Source organism: Bradyrhizobium sp. USDA3010 (assembly GCF_056429065.1).
In genome coordinates, this window is the sequence record NZ_JBWJZD010000041.1 from 23,768 (window position 1) to 40,354 (window position 16,587).

17 protein-coding genes are annotated in these 16,587 nt (G+C 64.4%); 12 read left to right on the forward strand and 5 right to left on the reverse strand.

Annotated features, from left to right (window positions below; translation table 11 throughout):
• Nucleotides 1–25 precede the first annotated feature (25 nt).
• From AC066Y_RS37035 to AC066Y_RS37050, 4 genes are all read left to right on the forward strand, one after another.
• Entirely contained in the window at nt 26–1,066 is a 1,041-nt protein-coding gene (locus AC066Y_RS37035; protein WP_478278165.1) for a TAXI family TRAP transporter solute-binding subunit, read from the forward strand.
• Nucleotides 1,063–1,686 (forward strand): hypothetical protein, encoded by a 624-nt coding sequence (locus tag AC066Y_RS37040; RefSeq protein WP_478278166.1) that lies wholly within the window; start codon nt 1,063–1,065, stop codon nt 1,684–1,686. Before AC066Y_RS37035 ends, AC066Y_RS37040 begins: the two co-directional genes overlap by 4 nt.
• A gap of 5 nt (nt 1,687–1,691) precedes the next feature.
• Nucleotides 1,692–2,324 carry a DsrE family protein gene (locus AC066Y_RS37045; protein WP_478278167.1) on the forward strand — a complete coding sequence of 211 codons (633 nt, stop codon included), beginning with the start codon at nt 1,692–1,694 and terminating at the stop codon, nt 2,322–2,324.
• A 181-nt stretch (nt 2,325–2,505) separates the two neighbouring features.
• The gene (locus AC066Y_RS37050; RefSeq protein ID WP_478278168.1) at nt 2,506–3,846 is read left to right on the forward strand and encodes a Rieske 2Fe-2S domain-containing protein; all 1,341 of its coding nucleotides are present in this window, start codon (nt 2,506–2,508) and stop codon (nt 3,844–3,846) included.
• 145 nt (nt 3,847–3,991) lie between these two features.
• Here the strand turns inward: AC066Y_RS37050 and AC066Y_RS37055 are convergent, their stop codons facing one another.
• Nucleotides 3,992–5,599 (reverse strand): Na+/H+ antiporter, encoded by a 1,608-nt coding sequence (locus AC066Y_RS37055; RefSeq protein ID WP_478278169.1) that lies wholly within the window; start codon nt 5,597–5,599, stop codon nt 3,992–3,994.
• Nucleotides 5,600–5,707: 108 nt separating this feature from the next.
• A complete protein-coding gene (locus AC066Y_RS37060) occupies nt 5,708–6,094 on the reverse strand; it encodes a nuclear transport factor 2 family protein (protein ID WP_478278170.1) in 387 nt (128 codons plus the stop codon).
• Between the two features lie 97 nt (nt 6,095–6,191).
• Here AC066Y_RS37060 and AC066Y_RS37065 point away from each other — a divergent pair, with 97 nt between their 5' ends.
• Nucleotides 6,192–6,638, forward strand: coding sequence for a GFA family protein (locus AC066Y_RS37065; RefSeq protein ID WP_478278171.1), 447 nt, complete (start codon nt 6,192–6,194; stop codon nt 6,636–6,638).
• A 785-nt stretch (nt 6,639–7,423) separates the two neighbouring features.
• Here AC066Y_RS37065 and AC066Y_RS37070 read toward each other — a convergent pair.
• Entirely contained in the window at nt 7,424–8,104 is a 681-nt protein-coding gene (locus AC066Y_RS37070) for a DUF1345 domain-containing protein (protein WP_478278172.1), read from the reverse strand.
• 18 nt (nt 8,105–8,122) lie between these two features.
• The gene (locus AC066Y_RS37075) at nt 8,123–9,043 is read right to left on the reverse strand and encodes a polyprenyl synthetase family protein (protein ID WP_456759572.1); all 921 of its coding nucleotides are present in this window, start codon (nt 9,041–9,043) and stop codon (nt 8,123–8,125) included.
• A 128-nt stretch (nt 9,044–9,171) separates the two neighbouring features.
• Between AC066Y_RS37075 and mtgA the strand changes: the two genes are divergently transcribed.
• From mtgA to AC066Y_RS37095, 4 genes are all read left to right on the forward strand, one after another.
• Nucleotides 9,172–9,915, forward strand: a complete 744-nt coding sequence (mtgA, locus tag AC066Y_RS37080) for a monofunctional biosynthetic peptidoglycan transglycosylase (protein WP_478278173.1) — start codon at nt 9,172–9,174, stop codon at nt 9,913–9,915.
• A 157-nt stretch (nt 9,916–10,072) separates the two neighbouring features.
• Nucleotides 10,073–10,258 carry a 50S ribosomal protein L32 gene (gene rpmF / locus AC066Y_RS37085; protein ID WP_021077536.1) on the forward strand — a complete coding sequence of 62 codons (186 nt, stop codon included), beginning with the start codon at nt 10,073–10,075 and terminating at the stop codon, nt 10,256–10,258.
• A gap of 227 nt (nt 10,259–10,485) precedes the next feature.
• Nucleotides 10,486–11,118, forward strand: a complete 633-nt coding sequence (locus tag AC066Y_RS37090) for a hypothetical protein (RefSeq protein ID WP_478278174.1) — start codon at nt 10,486–10,488, stop codon at nt 11,116–11,118.
• Between the two features lie 19 nt (nt 11,119–11,137).
• A complete protein-coding gene (locus tag AC066Y_RS37095; RefSeq protein ID WP_478278175.1) occupies nt 11,138–11,608 on the forward strand; it encodes a YybH family protein in 471 nt (156 codons plus the stop codon).
• A 15-nt stretch (nt 11,609–11,623) separates the two neighbouring features.
• On the opposite strand, the gene AC066Y_RS37100 is transcribed toward AC066Y_RS37095, so the two are convergent.
• On the reverse strand, nt 11,624–11,908 hold the full coding sequence (locus AC066Y_RS37100; protein WP_478278176.1) for a hypothetical protein: 285 nt from the start codon (nt 11,906–11,908) through the stop codon (nt 11,624–11,626).
• Between the two features lie 219 nt (nt 11,909–12,127).
• On the opposite strand from AC066Y_RS37100, the gene AC066Y_RS37105 reads away from it, so the two are divergent.
• From AC066Y_RS37105 to AC066Y_RS37115, 3 genes are all read left to right on the forward strand, one after another.
• Nucleotides 12,128–13,819: a putative bifunctional diguanylate cyclase/phosphodiesterase gene (locus tag AC066Y_RS37105; RefSeq protein ID WP_478278177.1), complete on the forward strand. Its 1,692-nt coding sequence runs from the start codon at nt 12,128–12,130 to the stop codon at nt 13,817–13,819.
• Nucleotides 13,820–14,023: 204 nt separating this feature from the next.
• Nucleotides 14,024–14,917 carry an ABC transporter substrate-binding protein gene (locus AC066Y_RS37110; protein WP_478278178.1) on the forward strand — a complete coding sequence of 298 codons (894 nt, stop codon included), beginning with the start codon at nt 14,024–14,026 and terminating at the stop codon, nt 14,915–14,917.
• 31 nt (nt 14,918–14,948) lie between these two features.
• A complete protein-coding gene (locus AC066Y_RS37115) occupies nt 14,949–16,559 on the forward strand; it encodes an amino acid ABC transporter permease/ATP-binding protein (RefSeq protein ID WP_478278179.1) in 1,611 nt (536 codons plus the stop codon).
• Nucleotides 16,560–16,587: the final 28 nt, after the last annotated feature.

Genomic DNA, 16,587 nt, shown 5'->3' on the forward strand with positions numbered 1-16,587 from the left:
GGATGTCGTGCAAGGGAGCTGGTCGATGAAAAGGTCTGCCGGATTACGTCCACTGTTTCTGCTTGCGGCCCTGGTATCGCTGCTCGTCGCGCCGCAGTCGCCCACAGCGGATGCGCGGCCGCAACATGGTCAGCCTCAAAAGGCTCGCTTGATCCGGGCCGAACCGCCTCCGCCCAAGCCTGAAGTTCTGGCCATGAATGCCTGGGTCGTCGGCCTCGCCGGCGGTCTTCTCGAGGGCGCGCCGATCCGCCTGGCCGCGGAGATAGCCCGTGTGACAGATGACGGCGACAATTTGCACGTTTTGCCGGTGGTGACGCGAGGGGCCGTGGAGAATCTCAACTCGCTGCTGTATTTGCGCGGCATCGACGCGGCGATCATCAATTCCGACGCACTTGAGGAATACAAGAGCCAGGTGCCGGACATCCAGCGACGGATCGCTTATGTCCTGAACCTGTTTCCGTCCGAACTGCATATCTTCGTTCGGCCGGAGATCCAGAGCCTGAGCGATCTCGCCGGCAAGAAGGTGAACTTCAACAACCAGGGCACCGCCGCAGCCTATTCAGGTCCGCTGATCTTCAGTCGTCTCGGCATCGACGTCGAGAAGACCTTCATTCCGCACCAGATCGCACTCGAGCAGATGCGGAAAGGCGAAATGGCGGCCGTCGTCTTCATTACCTCGAAGCCGGTCGATGCCTTTGTGAAAGGTCGGTTTGAATCGGGCTTCAAGTTCCTGCCCGTGCCGTATGACAGCAAGTTCGAGGACTATTATCTGCCGGCAGCTCTTGATGCCGCCGACTATCCAAATCTGATCAAACCGGGTGACCGCATCACCACGATCGCCGTGCCGACCGCTCTCGTTGCCTTCAATTGGCCGGCCAACACCAACCGCTTCGAGCGTGTTGCACGCTTCGTCGATCATCTGTTCTCGCGTATCGACAGGCTGCAAGGACCGGGCTTCGACCCGAAGTGGAAATCGATCAACCTCGGAGCGACGGTGCCCGGTCTCACGCGCTTTCCTGCCGCGCAGGCGTGGCTCGATCGTCAGTCGGCACGGGCATCGCAATGACCAGGCTCGCCGTCCCGCTGCTTGCCGCAACCACCGCCGTCAACGGCGTTGCCCTGGCGCAAGGGATGGAAGACCCCATGGCACAGCTACGCGCCTGTTCCCAGCTGCAACGTGAAGCGCGCCTGGAATGCCTCGACAAGCTGTCGCACGCCACTGCGCCGCCCCGCCGCGAGGCGTCGAGAGCCGGTAATTGGACGATCAGCGAGACGACGTCGCCCGTCGATTATTCACCAATCGCCACTGCGACGACATTCGATTCGGTCGAATCGTCGATCAAGCTGTCGATCCGGTGTCGCGGCGGGCGGACCGAATTGTCCTTCGCGGGACCGGCTATCTCGGGCCGCGGCGACGGCTATGCGATCTCCTATCGCATCAACGACGGTCAGCCGACGCAGGTCGCGGCAACTGTGTCGGCGTTTGGTTCCGGCGTCGCCGTCGCAGGCGATGCGGTTCGCTTGTTGCAATCGCTTCCCGATAACGCGGTCCTTGTTGTCCGCCTCTCACCCGGTACCGGGGCTGCCTATGACGCAAGATTCTCGCTCGCGGGGCTGGACGCGATGCGAGCGAGGATGGCCGCGATCTGCAAATGGCCGCTCGCTGTCGCAAGGCCCAGCAATTGAGAACTGTGTTCGACGATTTTTCGAGATGGAGATGCTTGATGCGCAATTTTAGATCTGCTGCGAAATTCATTGCGATGGGTGCCATCGCTGTGCTGGCTTCGACGTCCCTGGCGGTGGCCGAGCAAGGTGGGAAATACTGGGTGCCGACCGCGCAATCCGCGACTACCCCGGCGAGCGACGCCCGGAAATCTGAAACGCCGCGATCCGCCGCCGAAACGCGCAAGCGCGCCGCATATGCGCGTATGCATGATGCGGAGGCGCCGAAAGGGAAGGAGCATCATCTGGTCCTGCAGGTGAACAGCAATGACCCTGCCGCCATGAATCTCACGCTCAACAACGCAACGAACGTCACCGAATATTACAGGGGCCTCGGCGAAAAGGTGAAGGTCGAGGTGGTCACGTTCGGCCCGGGCCTGCACATGCTCCGCGAGGATACGTCGCCGGTGAAGGCTCGCATCGAGGAAATGGCCCTCAGTTCACCCGAGGTGTCGTTCAAGGCCTGCGGCAACACGCAGGAGAAGATGCAGAAGGCCGAGAACAAGTCGATCCCGATTATCAAGCAGGCGGAAGTCGTGAAGTCCGGCGTCGTGCGCGTGATGGAACTGCAGGAGAAGGGATGGGCCTACGTGAAGCCGTGAGTCGGAGGGCCAGCTTGCCTTGAACCCCGTTGCGGGGGCGCGGACCGGCCGGCGCAGAGAACGGGTGTAAATCCATCAGCGCGCGGGACGGGGCTGCCGGCCGCGCAGCCAATCGCATTGACGCCGCGCATCCGCTACGCCAAGCTCCGGGAAAATCAAAAACAGCTACCGGGGAAACGCCATGCTCCGCGCCGAAGACAACAAATTCCTCACCGAATCCGGTGCCGGAACGGGAATGGGCGAATTGCTGCGCCGGTTCTGGATTCCGGTGCTGCTGTCGGAAGAGCTGCCGGAGCCGGACAGCGACCCGAAGAAGATCGTTGTCATGGGCGAGGAGCTGCTGGCCTTCCGCGACTCGAGGGGTGTGGTCGGCGTCATCGATCAGTATTGCCCGCACCGCGGCGCCAATCTCTGGCTCGGCCGCAACGAGGAATGCGGCATCCGCTGCGTCTATCACGGCTGGAAGTTCGACACCGACGGCCGCTGCGTCGACATGCCGACCTCCTATCCGGACCTCAACGCCAAGGACCTGATCCGCATCAAGTCCTATCCGGTGCGCGAATGGGGCGACATGATCTGGGCCTATATGGGCCCCGCCGATCAGATGCCCGAATTGCCGGCGCTGGAGATGGCGCTGCTGCCGGCCTCGCACCGCTTCGTCACCAAGAAGTGGCAGGACTGCAACTGGGTGCAGGCGGTGGAAGGCTCGATCGACACCGCGCATTTCACCTTCGCGCATCTCTCTTTCGAGAAGGAGGAGAACGAAATCCTCGACATCAAGAAGCATTTCGTCAACCCGCTGACGCGGGTCGCGACCGACCACATGCGCTGGATCGCCGAGGATCCGCGGCCGGTGATCAAGATCAATCCGCATGAGGCCGGCCTGACGGTCGCGGGCGGGCGGCTCACCGGCAGCGACAACATCTACTGGCGCATCGCCCAGTTCCTGATGCCGTTCCACAGCTATGCGCCGAGCTCGTTGCCGGGCGAGAACATGTTCGGCCAGACTTTCGTGCCGGTCAGCGACACCAATTGCTGGATCTACACCTATGCGTGGAATCCGCACCGGCCGCTGACCGAGGCCGAACGCGACGGCTATGCCAATGGCAACGGCGTGATGGCTGTCGTCGACGAGAACTACGTGCCACTGCGCAACAAGGCAAACGACTATCTGATCGACCGCCAACTGCAGCGGACCAAGAGCTACACCGGGATCAAGGGCGTCTCCGAGCAGGACGCCGCGGTGCAGGACAGCCAGGGCCCGATCGCCGACCGCACCCGCGAGCATCTCGGCCCGACCGATCTCGGCATCATGCACTTCCGCAAGCTGGTGATGGAGGCGGCCCGCGCGCTGCAAAAGGGCAAGGCGCCGCCGCACGTGGCGCACCAGGATCGCTACACCGTACGCTCCGGCGCCTGCGTCACCAGCAAGACCAAGGATCTCACCGCCGTGATGGTCGAACGGTTCGGCGATCCCGCGGGCTTCGTCGGCGGCCCCGGTCAGAACGCCGCGGCGGAGTAACTCTCGCCGTCGTCCCTGCGAAAGCAGGGACCCATAACCACCGACGCGAATTGTCGAAGCACGCTGTGGCCCCAACCTTCGCCAAACCGGCAACGGTGGTTATGGGTCCCGGGTCGCGCTGCGCTTGCCCGGGACGACATCGGGGCTACAAAGGAATCCTGCGATACTCCCGGTTGGAGAGGCTGGCCTCCTCGAGGTCTAGATCGCGTTCGATGCGCCGTCTGGTCTCGTCGGTGATCTTGCCGTCGCGCAGCAGCATGTGGATGAACTTGCGCTCGGAGGCGATCAGCTCCCGCGTCAGCGCGGTGCCGGCGGCGGAGACGTCGTGCTTGTCGGGATCGAGCGTATCAGGCAGCTGGTTGATGCGGATTTCGTGGCGCGAGCGCAGCAGTTTGATCACCTCGTCGGAGAGCTCGCGGTCGTCGGTGATGGCGTCGAGCGATTTCAGCGCGGCGTTCAGCGCCTCGCGCCGCGCCTCGATTTCCTGCTCGTGCTCGGCGATATGCTCGCTGCGGCCGTCTTTGGCGAGGCCGAGCACGCGCACCACCGGCGGCAATCCGAGGCCGAGCCCGACCAGGGTCACGAAGATCACGCCGAAGGCGACGAACAGGATCAGGTCGCGATACGGGAAGGCCTCGCCGCCGGGCAATGTCAGCGGCAGCGCAAGTGCCGCGGCGAGCGACACCGCGCCGCGCACGCCGGTGAAGGCGACCACGAACACCGCCCGCCATGACGGCAGCGGATCGCGCTCGCGTACGCGGGCGCTGATCCAGCGCGGCAGATAGGTGCCGGGGAACACCCAGAGGAAGCGCGCGACGATCACGATGACGGCGACCAGCGCGGTGGCGGTCAGGATGTCGTGCAGCGGGAACGCCTTCGACCTCTCGTACAGCGAGCGCATCTGGAAGCCGGTCAAGAGGAACAGCAGGCCCTCGATCAGATAGATGATCAAATCCCAGAAGAAGATGCCCTGCAGGCGCGTCGCGGCCGAGATCAGCAGCGGTCCGTTCCAGCTCATATAGAGGCCGCAGGCGACGGTTGCGATCACGCCGCTGCCGCCGAAATGCTCGGGGATCCAGTAGGCGAGATAGGGCGTGATCAGCGACAGCGTGATCTCGACCTGCGGATCCCTGGCGCGGCGGCGCGCGCGCAGGCTGAGCCAGCCGACCGCCGTGCCGAACGCGATCTCGCCGGCAACGATGACGAGGAACGTGCCGGTCGCCTTCGGCAGCGAGAACAGCCCGGTGGTGATGGCGGCGAGCGCGAAGCGGTAGAGGATCAGCGCGGTCGCGTCATTGGCGAGCCCTTCGCCCTCGAGCACCACCAGGATGCGGCGGGGCATGCCGAGCTTGCGCGCGATCGCGAGCGGCGCGACCACGTCCGGCGGCGCGACGATCGCCCCGAGCAGGAAGCCGATGCTCCAGGGCAGCCCGATCAGATAGTGGGTCGCGGCCGCGACCATGAAGGCGGTGAAGATCACGCAGCCGACCGAGAGCAGGATGATCGGCCGCAGATTGGCCCTGAACTCGCGCCAGCTCATCGCGACGCTCGCCGAATAGATCAGCGGCGGCAGCACCACCAGAAGCACGAGCTCGGGCGGCAGTTCCAGCGACGGCATGCCCGGCACGAAGGCGAGCGCGATGCCGACCAGCAGGAGCAGGATCGCCGGCGCGATGTCGGTCCGCCGGGCAACCAGGGCGGTTCCCGCCAGCACGCCCAGCAAAGTGAGAAAGATCTGAAACTTGGCTTCCATGACGGGCTCAATTCGCCCGGAAACCAGCGCCAGTCAATGCGGTCCGGCCGGAGCCGGACCGCCGGGGCCTGTCATAAAGCCGTTGCAGCGATGCGGTGGGGTCGCCGGTCAGTCCCGCACGTCGTAACGGTACGACTTCGAGACGATCTGCCAGCCGTCGGCGAGCTTCATCGCCACCAGATAGTCGGTGAAATAGCGCGGCGGCAGCTGGCAGCGCACCTTGATGAAGGCGGTGTTGTCGTCGGAGCGGTCGATGGTGACGATGAAGTCCTCGCGCGGCTTGCCTTCGGCCTTCGCCGACGGCCGCTTGCGCACCAAAGCGAGCCAGTCCGGCACGCTGAGGACCTTCAACTCGCCCTTGTCCACCCAGCGCAGGTCGGCGCTGGGATGAAAGGCCGTCGCGAGCTTGTCGGCATTGCTCTCGTAGAGGCCGTCGAAATAGGTTTGCACGACGCTTTCGACGCTGGATCGTTCTTGGGTTCGTTCTTGGCTCATTGGTTGGTCCTCCCGGCAGGATTTGATCTGCTAGAACTTAGCCGAACCGCCGGATTGCGCCATGGCCGGCGATAAAATTCCGCGTGAGGAGTGAGTTGTGACCGCATCTGCAAATTCGAATGCAAGCTCGAACGAAACGATCCTGACCGGCGAATGCTTCTGCCGCGACGTGCGCTACGAGGTGGCCGACGCGTTTGGCTATGCGCTGAATTGTCACTGCTCGAACTGCCGGCGGACCACGGGATCGGCGTTCAAGCCGTTCGCGGGAATCGTGCGCGAAAAATTCACCGTCACCAGCGGCGCCGAGGGTCTTTTGATCTACGGCGACGAGCTCACCCACGACGCGCATTGCGGCCGCTGCGGGTCGCTGCTCTATTCGCGCGTCCGCAACGGCGCCTATGTCCATGTCACGATGGGTACGCTGCGCGATGCGCCGACGATCCGGCCGACCGCGCATATCTTCGTCGGCTCCAAGGCGCCCTGGTACGAGATACGGGACGACCTGCCGCAATATCAGGAGCACGTCACGCAAGGCGGGGAATAAGTCCGCGCCAAGGCAATCCATGTGTCAGTTCTTGTCCGGGGCCTGGTCCGCTTGCGCGGCAACGGTCGTGAGGCGGGCTCTGCCATGCTGCGGACCTTGCCGGCCCTGGCGGATGGAACCGCCGCGCTTGTGCCCTGCATCCTCCGTGGCTCGGTTCTTGTCGCCGCGATCGTGCACGAAATCGCGTGACCAGCCAAATCCGAACCGGCGGTCTGTTTCGTCGACTAACAGTCAGGATGGCATGGTCCACGCCGTCGCGGATCGTGAGGCGCCTCACAAAGCACCTCGGCTGCTTCTGGTAAACGGACCTGCATGCTAGAGCGTTTTCGAGCGAAGTGGATACCGGTTCGCGTGAAGAAAAACGCGTCAAACAAGCAACTTGAGCTCGTCCGCAGCGCGAGCCACAGATCCCGTCCGCGGAAATTCCGCGCCCGCAGGGCCACGCAAGGGCGGAAGCCGGCGGCAGCGGTCAGATCATGTGCGATGCCTATCTGTGCCGTCCGGTCAGGCACGGCTGCCATCTCGAGTATCGCGGCGGCGGCAATGTCGAGGTCTGCAACTAGAGCAGGATTAGCTTGGGTTGAATCGGGACCGCAGACTGGGCTCACCTCTCCCCATTTGGGGAGAGGTCGATTTGCGCAGCAAATCGGGTGAGAGGCCGCGGCTCCAATGAGAAAGCGTAACCCCTCACCGGGCGCTACGCGCCGACCTCTCCCAAGGGAGAGGTGAATTTCCGCCGCGGCTCCAGATCAAGCCTAATCTCATCACCCTCTAGCGCGCAGCGGCTAGATCGCGCTCGCGGCGATGTTCACCATCAGGGCGAGCAGCGCGGTGTTGAACACGAACGAGATGATGCCGTGCACGGTCGCGGTGCGGCGGATGATCTTGTCGGTGATGCCGACGTCGGAAACCTGCGCGGTCATGCCGATCACGAACGAGAAATAGACGAAGTCCCAATAATCGGCGTCGGCATGCGCATCGCCGCTCGGAAACTGCAATCCGCCGGGCGTCTTGGCGCGGTAGAACTCGTGGGCGTAGTGCAGCGCGAACGCGGTGTGGACCGCCGTCCATGACAGCGTGATGGTGACGATTGCCACCGCCAGTCCGGCCGGGCTGCCCTTGGATGCGCCGAGTTCGAATACGATGGCCAGGAGGCTTGCCAGTGCGCCGAACGCGGTCAGCAGCAGGATCAGGAAACGGCCATCGTCCTGCAATATGGCGCTGCGCTTGATGTGGGCGACGCCACAGCGCAGCATCATCACATAGGCGAGCACGAGATACAGCGCGGCGAAGGCGTCCCAGCCGGCCAGCATGCGGGTGACGAGGCGCATCGAGCCGGGGATTAGCAGCGCGACGGCGATGCCGACCGCGACCGAAACGAAGGTGCGTGGCCGGCCCACGACGATGCGGACCGGCAACGGCAGCTTGCGGAAACGAACAAGGCGATCGTCGAGTTCCTTGCTCATTTCGCGCTTTGCTTTCAGCTAGTTCTTGCGCTCGGCGACAAAGCGGGCGGCTGCGCGCAGCACGTCGCCCCGGTTCCCGAACACCGACAGCGCGGCGTCGGCGCGCGCCAAGAGGTCGCTCACGCGCTGCTTGGCGCCGTCGATGCCGAGCTGGGTGACGAAGGTGGTCTTGCCGAGCGCGGCGTCAGCGCCGGCCGGCTTGCCGAGTGCGGCGGCGTCGCCCTCCACGTCGAGCAGATCGTCGGCGATCTGGAAGGCTTCGCCGAGCGCTTTGCCGTAATCGTCGAGCGCCTGGTATTCCTTCTGCGAGGACTGGCCGAGGATCGCGCCGGCGATGCAGCCGAAGCGGAGCAGCGCGCCGGTCTTCATCTGCTGCAGGCGCGCGACGTCGACCGGTTCGCGGTCACCGAAGCGGCCTTCGCCGGCAAGGTCGAGGATCTGGCCGCCGGCCATGCCGCCGACGCCGGCGGCGCGCGCCAGCGCGCGGGTCAAGAGCAGGCGCACCTGGGCGTCCTTGTGGATCGCATCGCGGGTGATGATGTCGAAGGCAATCGTCAGCAGCGCGTCGCCGGCGAGGATCGCGGTGGCGTCGTCATAGGCCTTGTGCAGGGTTGGGCGGCCGCGGCGCAGATCGGAATTGTCCATCGCGGGCAGATCGTCGTGGATCAGCGAGTAGCAGTGGATGCATTCGAGCGCTGCGCCCACCAGCAGGGCGGATTCGCGCGGGATGCCGAACACCGCGGCGCTCTCGACCGCGAGGAACGGCCGCAGCCGCTTGCCGCCGCCGAGGCTCGAATAGCGCATGGCCTCGATCAGCCGCTTCGGGCGCACGATCTCGTCGCTCTCGGTCGCATCGGACAGCAGTTTGGCGAGCAGGGCTTCGGTATCCTCCGCGGTCTGGTCCAGCCGCTTGGAAAACTCTGCAGTACCGGTCGTCATTAAGAATTGCTCCAGATCGATTTTCGGCCGGACAATCGTTGATGGGATCGGCTTCGTCAATTCCCGCCCTGCGACGGATTGCGCCTTAAAAGTGCTGGAAAAACCGTGAATTATCCCATTGACGTCTGATGACGCCGGCCGCGTTCTGGCGGGCGGGTCCGAAATCCTCCCTGGAAAGGTCCTCCCCGGAAACCCCAGCTTTGCGCATTGTCCGGATTTTATTGCTGCTTTTGCTGGCCCTGCTGTTGCTGCCCTATCTGGTGACGCCGTTCTACCGCACCGGTCAGCCAGTTTCGGCCCTGATGGCGTGGCGGACCCTGCGAGGGTCCCCGGTCACACGGCATTGGATCGATTTCGGCGCGATGTCGCCCTCACTACCGCGGTCCGTGGTCGGCTCGGAAGACGCCCATTTCTGCAAGCACCGGGGCGTCGATTGGGGGGCGCTGCGCGAGGTGATCGACGACGCCGGGGACGGTGAGGCGGCCCGCGGCGGCTCGACCATCACCCAGCAGGTGGCCAAGAACCTGTTCCTGTGGTCCGGCCGCAGCGTCGTCCGCAAGGGACTGGAACTGCCGCTGGCGCTCTGGATCGATTTCGTGCTGCCGAAACAGCGGATTCTCGAAATCTACCTCAACATCGCCGAAATGGGGCCATCCGGTCAGTTTGGCGCCGAGGCCGGTGCCGAATATGCCTTTGGCCGGTCGGCGGCAGAGCTGTCACCCCGGGAGGCGGCGCTTTTGGCGGCGATCCTGCCGAATCCGGTCAAAAGGAGCGCCCGGAACCCGGGTCCGGGGGTCCGCAGGCTGTCCGGCACCTACATGGCCCGGGCCAACTCGGTGACGCGTTGCTGGCGCGAAAATCGCGGCTCCTGAGCGCGATTTCGAGCGGATTTTGCTGTCTCCGGGCCTAGATTTACGCGGTCCCTTCCTCTATAAGCGCGGCCTTACCGGCATCGCAGCTTGCGCTTCGAAGCGCTGAGCCCGTCCGCATTTCGGACGATGCCTCCGCAACACCCTAGAGGACACCGTCATGGCCGTTCCCAGAAGAAAAACCTCGCCGTCGCGCCGTGGCATGCGCCGTTCGGCCGATGCGATCAAGACCCCGACTTATGTCGAGGACAAGGACTCCGGCGAACTGCGCCGTCCGCACCACCTCGACCTGAAGACCGGCATGTACAAGGGCCGCCAGGTCCTGAAGGCCAAGAAAGAGTCCTGATCGGACCTTCGGCTTCCGCGCCGCAGGCGGGAGCATGATCCGGAAAAGCGCGTAGCGGTTTTCCCTCGCGACAAACGCCAAAGGCGTTTGCGCGGAGATCATCCTCCAATCAAGACGGCGCTGCGCCTGAATTCGGCCAACGAGTGCGGCCAAGACGGGCGCGTCGGCGGCGAGGCCAATGAGCATCGCCGCATTGCTGGTTCTCCCTGAATAAGGCGCAAGCCCCGATGGTCGGTTTTCCGCTGCTGCTCGTTCCGCTCGCGGTCTACAACATCATCGCCTTCCTGATGCCCGGCGTGTCGTTCACGGACCCGCTGATCAGGCTGACATTGCTGTCGGGCGAGCAGTGGCAGATCACGCTCAGTGACATGCTGCTTGCCGTCGGCGTGCTGTTGTTGCTGCTCGAGGTCATCAAGGGCGCGCGCCCCGGCGCGAAATATCTCACCGACCATCTGCTGTCGTTGATCGTGTTCGGCGCGGCGGCCGCAGAATTCGTGCTCTGGCCGAAATTCGGCAACTCGACCTATTGCCTGCTGACGCTGCTGGCGCTGGTCGATTTCATTTCCGGAATTGCGCTGCGCACCCGCCGCCGTGCGGTGGTCGCGCCCGCAGCACCGGTGCCGGTCAGCAAGCCGCAGCCCGCCGCGGTCGAGACGCCACGGCCCGCACCCGCGGCGGAGCCTGCCCCGCCGCGGCCCGAGCCGGCGCCTGTCGTCACACCGGCGCCCGCAGCGCCGGTCCCTCCAGCGACGTCGGTTGCGGAATCCGTGCTGCTCGATCAGTCCGCGCCAAAGCCCACGGTCAATTCGCCGGATTTGCAGCCGGGCGGCCAGCCACCGTCGGACACGCCGCAGCGCTAGACCCCTTTCGAGGACGATCATGAGCGGAGAAACGGCCCTTCCGATCGCCGATTCAACGACCACTCGATCGATCTTCGACTGGCTGGAACGGTTCGCCGCCTGTGTCAGGGCGGTCGACTATGCTGCCGCTCGTCCGTTCTGGCATTCGGACATTATCTCGTTCGGCACCTATCAGGAGCTCATCCACGGCCGCGCGCGCTGGACCGAGATGCAATGGGACAATGTCTGGCCCCGCACCGCGGATTTCGCCTTCGATCTCGCGCATACGGAGGTGCTGATCAGCGCCGACGGCGGCATGGCGACGGTGATCACGCCGTGGACGAGCACCGGCTTCCATGCGGACGGCAGCCGCTTCGACCGGCCGGGACGGGCGACGATCATTCTTGCGCGTCAGGCCGACGGGCGCTGGCTCGGCATCCATTCCCACATGTCGCTGCGCCGCGGCGTGCCGCAGGACAGCCACGGCAACCGGCCCGTCAAGGCCCATTGATCGCGAGATGATTAGCTAGATGATTTGCCTGGTGCGCCGCGCGACGCTGCGGCGTTCGTCGAGATGCGGGCCGTAGGCGCTCTGCGCGTCGGCCAATGACCCACGCCGCAGCCAGCAGGTCTGCGGCTCGTGGGCGGCGGTGGCGATCAGATGGGTCACAAACGACGGATCGGCATGCGCCAGCGGGATCTTGGGCGCCCAATGGGTGGTCGCGGCCAGCGGCACCAGAGCCGTGCCGGTCGCCCCGGCAGTGTCTGTGAACTCGCCGTCGAGGACTTCTGATTGATCGATATCGCGCATCGCCTGCGATCCGTTGGAACGTCATCATTTGGGACGTTGCGTCCCTCCGCAACACCTTCATGGCAAGGGTCATGCCCGCCATCCCCAGTTCGTTCCGCGGCAGTCGAAAACGTGGTTTCCAGATTATTTATCAAGTTCTCCTAGCGTTGGATTCGCCGGAACCACTATCTTGAGGGTGTGTAGAATCACCGGGCGCCGTCCCAAATCGAGACATGTTCGATGCCCCCTGTCCCGCCAGCTGCCAGCATCCTCGCCTCGCTCGGCCAAGCGACATTCGCCTGGGACCTGGCGACCGACGCGATTGCCTGGAGCGACAATGTGGCGACGGTCTTCCCGGACATTCCGGTCGCTGCGCTTGCGAGCGGCGGCGAGCTTGCAAAGCTGATCGAGCCGACGCGCTCGGTTCGATCGGATGCGCTCGGCCAGACTGGAACGGCGCGGAGCGGGGAGGGCGTTCCCTACCGGATCGAATACGGCGTGCGGGCCGTCACCTCTGCGCCGTTGATCTGGATCGAGGAGACCGGCTGCTGGTTTGCCGGCCCCGACGGCAGGCCGGCGCGCGTGCAGGGCGTCGTTCGCATCAACAATGAGCGGCACGCCCGCGACGAGCAGCTCGTGAAGCTGTCGCGGCACGATCCGCTGACCAATGAGCTCAACCGCACCCATCTGATCGCCTCGCTCGCCGAGTCCATCGAGGAGTGCGCGCGCTTCCGCACCTCCTGCGCCTTCATGCTGATCGGCATCGATCATCTGGCGCGGGTCAACGATGCGTTCGGCTTCGATGTCGCGGACGCCGTCATCGCCGAGGTGGCGAAACGGATTCGTGCGCGGCTGCGCAGCGGCGACATGCTCGGCCGCTTCTCCGGCAACAAGTTCGGCCTGATCCTGCGCAACTGCACCGTCGACGACACCAACGTGGCCGCCGAGCGCTTCCTCGCCGCGGTGCGCGACGAGGTGGTGCCGACCAGGTCCGGCCCGGTGTCGGTGACGGTCTCGATCGGCGCCGTCACCATCCCGCGCCATGCGAAGTCGGCGGAGGAGGCAGTCAATCGCGCCCAGGAGACACTGGACGCCGCCAAGAGCCGCCGCGCCGGATCGTTCGCGCTGTGGAAGCCGAATGTCGAGCGCGATGCCCAGCGCCGCGTCAATATCCGCGTCACCGACGAGATCGTCACCGCGCTGAACGAGCGCCGCATCGTGATCGGCTTCGAGCCGGTGGTCGATGCGCGCTCGCGGCAGCCTTCGTTCTACGAGTGCCTGGTCCGCATGGAGCAGGAAGACGGCAGGGCGCTGCTTGCACCCGATATCGTGCCGGTCGCCGAGCGGCTCGGCCTGATCCGGATGGTCGACCATCGCGTGCTGGAGCTTGCGATCGCCGAGCTCGCCTCCGCCCCCGGCGTGCAGCTCAGCCTCAACATCTCGCCGGACACCACGATGGATCCGGACTGGTGGGCCACCATCGAATCGCTGATGCGCGCCCATCCCGGCGTCGGCGAGCGGCTGATCGTCGAGATCACCGAGACGGTCGCGATCCAGGATATCGACGACGTCCGCGGCTTCGTCACGCGGCTGAAGAATTTCGGCAGCCGGATCGCGATCGACGATTTCGGTGCCGGCTACACCTCGTTCCGCAATTTGCGCAAGCTCGGCGTCGATATTGTCAAAATCGACGGCGCCTTCGTGCAGAACATCGTGCGCTCGGCCGACGACCGCGCCTTCGTGCAAACGCTGATCGATCTCGCGCGCCGCCTTGAAATCAAGACCGTCGCCGAATGGGTGCAGGACGAAGAAGCCGCCGTGATGCTGCGCGAATGGGGCTGCGACTTCATCCAGGGCCGCTTGATCGGCCTCGCCTCACCGGACCGGCCGTGGAACGCTTCGGCGGAGAAGGTTGTGCCCGCCGCGGGTTGAAGCGCGATGTTCGGCTGATCACCGCGCTCCCGCTTCGCTCTCGACAGCGGTTGCTTAAAATATGAGCGCGTCGTGCCCAAGCTTTGACGCGAGTTCATCCAATTTATTGTGCGTTCCCAGACAAGTTTTCCGGCGGAGACCGCCGTTTACTTCTTCGAGGTTTGGACCGTGGCTTGCGCCATGACAACGTCGAAAGAGGATCGAATGGTCACGCTATCTTTTCCGCGCACGTACAAACTGATGCATATCGCGGCGCTAGGGGCCCTGCTGGTTGCGGGCGTCGGTGCTCCAACCAGCGCAAGGGCGGCTGCGCCGGCCGCCTGTGCGGAGCTGCAGACAAAATATCCGGACTGGAAGGGCAAGACCCTCGTCAACGCGATCAATCCGCATACGCCAGGCTACGAGTCGATCGATCCGAAGGACCCGAGCAAATATGTCGGTTTCGATATCGATCTCGGCGAGCAGATTGGTGAATGCCTCGGCTTCAAGCTGACCTACAAGGCGGTGACCTTCGCCGCACTCCTGACCACGCTGGCCAGTGGTCAGGCCGACATTGTGATCTCCGACATCTACGCCACGGAAGAGCGTGCCAAGGCGGCCGACTTCATCACCTATTCGAAGGTGTTCGACGGCGTATTGGTCGCCAAGGGCAATCCGAAGAAGATCTCCGGCATCAACACTTCGATGTGCGGCGCGGCCGCGGCCGAGAACACTGGTTACGTCGAGGTCCCGCTGATCCAGGCGCTGGTGCCGGAGTGCAAGAAGGAAGGCAAGGCGGAGCCGACCATTCAGCTCTACGACAACAACGCCAACTGCATTCAGGCGATCCTGGCCGGACGCGCCGACACTTATGTCAACGACGTCAACACCGTCGACAATGCGGTGAAGGCCTATCCGGACAAGCTCGAAAAAGCTGTCGCTGTGACAATCCCGTATAAAGTCGGCATCGGCGTGCCCAAGGACAAGCCGGCCTTCCGCGATGCCGTGAAGGCGGCGCTGACCGAGATCCACAAATCGGGCGATCAGCTCGCGCTGCTGAAGAAGTGGAATCTCGATCCGGAGAACCTGATCGAGCCTGGTCTGCTGACGGTCAAGTAGGTCCAGCGCTGGCAGAAGGACGGCCCGCTCCATGGAGCTGTTCCTCCACTATCTGACGATGCCGTATATGATCGAGGGCATTCAGGCGACCTTGCAGGTCACCGCCCTCGGTCTACTCGGCGGGCTCGCCCTCGGTGTGATCCTGGCATGGATGCAGCTCAGCCGCTTCAAAGCGCTGGCGTCCTTCGCCCGGGTCTACACCGTGATTTTTCGCGGCACGCCGCTGATCCTGCAGATGGTGTTCGCCTACAACGCCCTGCCGCAGATCGGCATCAAGCTGCCTGCCATTCTCGCCGCCGGCCTCGCGCTGGCCTGCAACGAAGCGCCATTCATCGCCGAGATGCTGCGCTCCGGCGTGCTCGGCGTCGATCGCGGCCAGGTGCTGGCCGGGCAGGCGCTCGGCATGACGCCCGGCGTTCTGATGCGCCGGATCATCGCACCGCAGGCGATCCGCTCGATGATCCCCGCCTTCGGCAACGAGACGGTCAGCGCGTTGAAGAATTCGTCGCTGGCGTCGGTGATCGCCGTGCAGGAGCTGACGTTGCGCTCGACCCAGATGGCGTCGGCAACTTTCGATTTCTTCTCGATCTTCTTTGCGTCCGGCCTGATCTATCTGTTCCTCACTGCGGCGATCGCCGGCATCCAGCTGTTCCTCGAATGGCTGTTTGATCTCGACCGCGGGTCGAAGCAGATCAAGCTGACGCGGATGATGCCGTGGTATCGCGCCCAAGGGCTCGATGATCCGCTGACTGCGGCGGAGGATGCGCCGCCTGAGATATTGCCCGATGCCGGTGTCGCCGAATTGCCGCCGCCGCGTGCGCAGTCCAGGCGTATCGATCGCGCCAAACGCACCGAGATGCTGGCGCGAAACAACGTGGCCGTCGATATCGCCGCGCTGCGCAAGAACTATGACAAGCAGGTGGTGCTCGCAGGCGTCGATCTCACGGTGCGGATCGGCGAGGTGATCGCGCTGCTCGGGCCGTCCGGCTCCGGCAAGAGCACGCTGCTCCGTTGCATCAACAATCTCGAGCTCTGGAACGACGGCAGCATCAAGGTCGGCGGTCGCCGGCTCGGCTTCAACGATCACGGCAAGGCGCTGTCGCCGCGACTGCTGGCGCAGGCGCGCGCCGAAGTCGGCGTCGGCATGGTGTTCCAGCAGTTCAACCTGTTCGGCCACCTCACCGCGAAGGAGAATATCGCCGGGCCGCTGCGCTGGGTGCATGGCGTGTCGCGCATCGATGCGGATCGCCGGGCGACCGAACTGCTCGGGCGCGTTGGCCTCAGCCACCGCGCCGATGCGCTGCCGCGGCATCTCTCCGGGGGCCAGCAGCAGCGCGTCGCCATCGCCCGTGCGATCGCGCCGAATCCAAGCGTGCTGTTGCTCGATGAACCGACTTCCGCGCTCGACCCCGAACTCGTCAATGAGGTGCTTGAAGTCATCCGTCGCCTCGCGGTGGAAGACGGGCTCACCATGATCATTTCAACTCATCAACTGCGCTTCGCCAGCGAAGTCGCCGATCGCGTGGTGCTGCTGGCGGGCGGCGAAATCATCGAGGAGGGCCCGGCCAACGAGGTGCTGAGCAATCCGTGCAATCCGCTAGCGCAGCGTTTCCTCAACGCCATGGAGGCCGAAATCGCATGAATAGAAATCAGTCCGCTTCCATCCGCGT

Bases quoted from the DNA above. Each gene is read 5' to 3' on its own strand.
- AC066Y_RS37035 (WP_478278165.1), top strand. From the start codon at position 26: ATGAAAAGGTCTGCCGGATTACGTCCACTGTTTCTGCTTGCGGCCCTG.
- AC066Y_RS37040 (WP_478278166.1), top strand. From the start codon at position 1,063: ATGACCAGGCTCGCCGTCCCGCTGCTTGCCGCAACCACCGCCGTCAAC.
- AC066Y_RS37050 (WP_478278168.1), top strand. From the start codon at position 2,506: ATGCTCCGCGCCGAAGACAACAAATTCCTCACCGAATCCGGTGCCGGA.
- AC066Y_RS37055 (WP_478278169.1), bottom strand. From the start codon at position 5,599: ATGGAAGCCAAGTTTCAGATCTTTCTCACTTTGCTGGGCGTGCTGGCG.
- AC066Y_RS37060 (WP_478278170.1), bottom strand. From the start codon at position 6,094: ATGAGCCAAGAACGAACCCAAGAACGATCCAGCGTCGAAAGCGTCGTG.
- AC066Y_RS37070 (WP_478278172.1), bottom strand. From the start codon at position 8,104: ATGAGCAAGGAACTCGACGATCGCCTTGTTCGTTTCCGCAAGCTGCCG.
- AC066Y_RS37075 (WP_456759572.1), bottom strand. From the start codon at position 9,043: ATGACGACCGGTACTGCAGAGTTTTCCAAGCGGCTGGACCAGACCGCG.
- mtgA (WP_478278173.1), top strand. From the start codon at position 9,172: ATGACGCCGGCCGCGTTCTGGCGGGCGGGTCCGAAATCCTCCCTGGAA.
- rpmF (WP_021077536.1), top strand. From the start codon at position 10,073: ATGGCCGTTCCCAGAAGAAAAACCTCGCCGTCGCGCCGTGGCATGCGC.
- AC066Y_RS37090 (WP_478278174.1), top strand. From the start codon at position 10,486: ATGGTCGGTTTTCCGCTGCTGCTCGTTCCGCTCGCGGTCTACAACATC.
- AC066Y_RS37095 (WP_478278175.1), top strand. From the start codon at position 11,138: ATGAGCGGAGAAACGGCCCTTCCGATCGCCGATTCAACGACCACTCGA.
- AC066Y_RS37100 (WP_478278176.1), bottom strand. From the start codon at position 11,908: ATGCGCGATATCGATCAATCAGAAGTCCTCGACGGCGAGTTCACAGAC.
- AC066Y_RS37105 (WP_478278177.1), top strand. From the start codon at position 12,128: ATGCCCCCTGTCCCGCCAGCTGCCAGCATCCTCGCCTCGCTCGGCCAA.
- AC066Y_RS37110 (WP_478278178.1), top strand. From the start codon at position 14,024: ATGGTCACGCTATCTTTTCCGCGCACGTACAAACTGATGCATATCGCG.
- AC066Y_RS37115 (WP_478278179.1), top strand. From the start codon at position 14,949: ATGGAGCTGTTCCTCCACTATCTGACGATGCCGTATATGATCGAGGGC.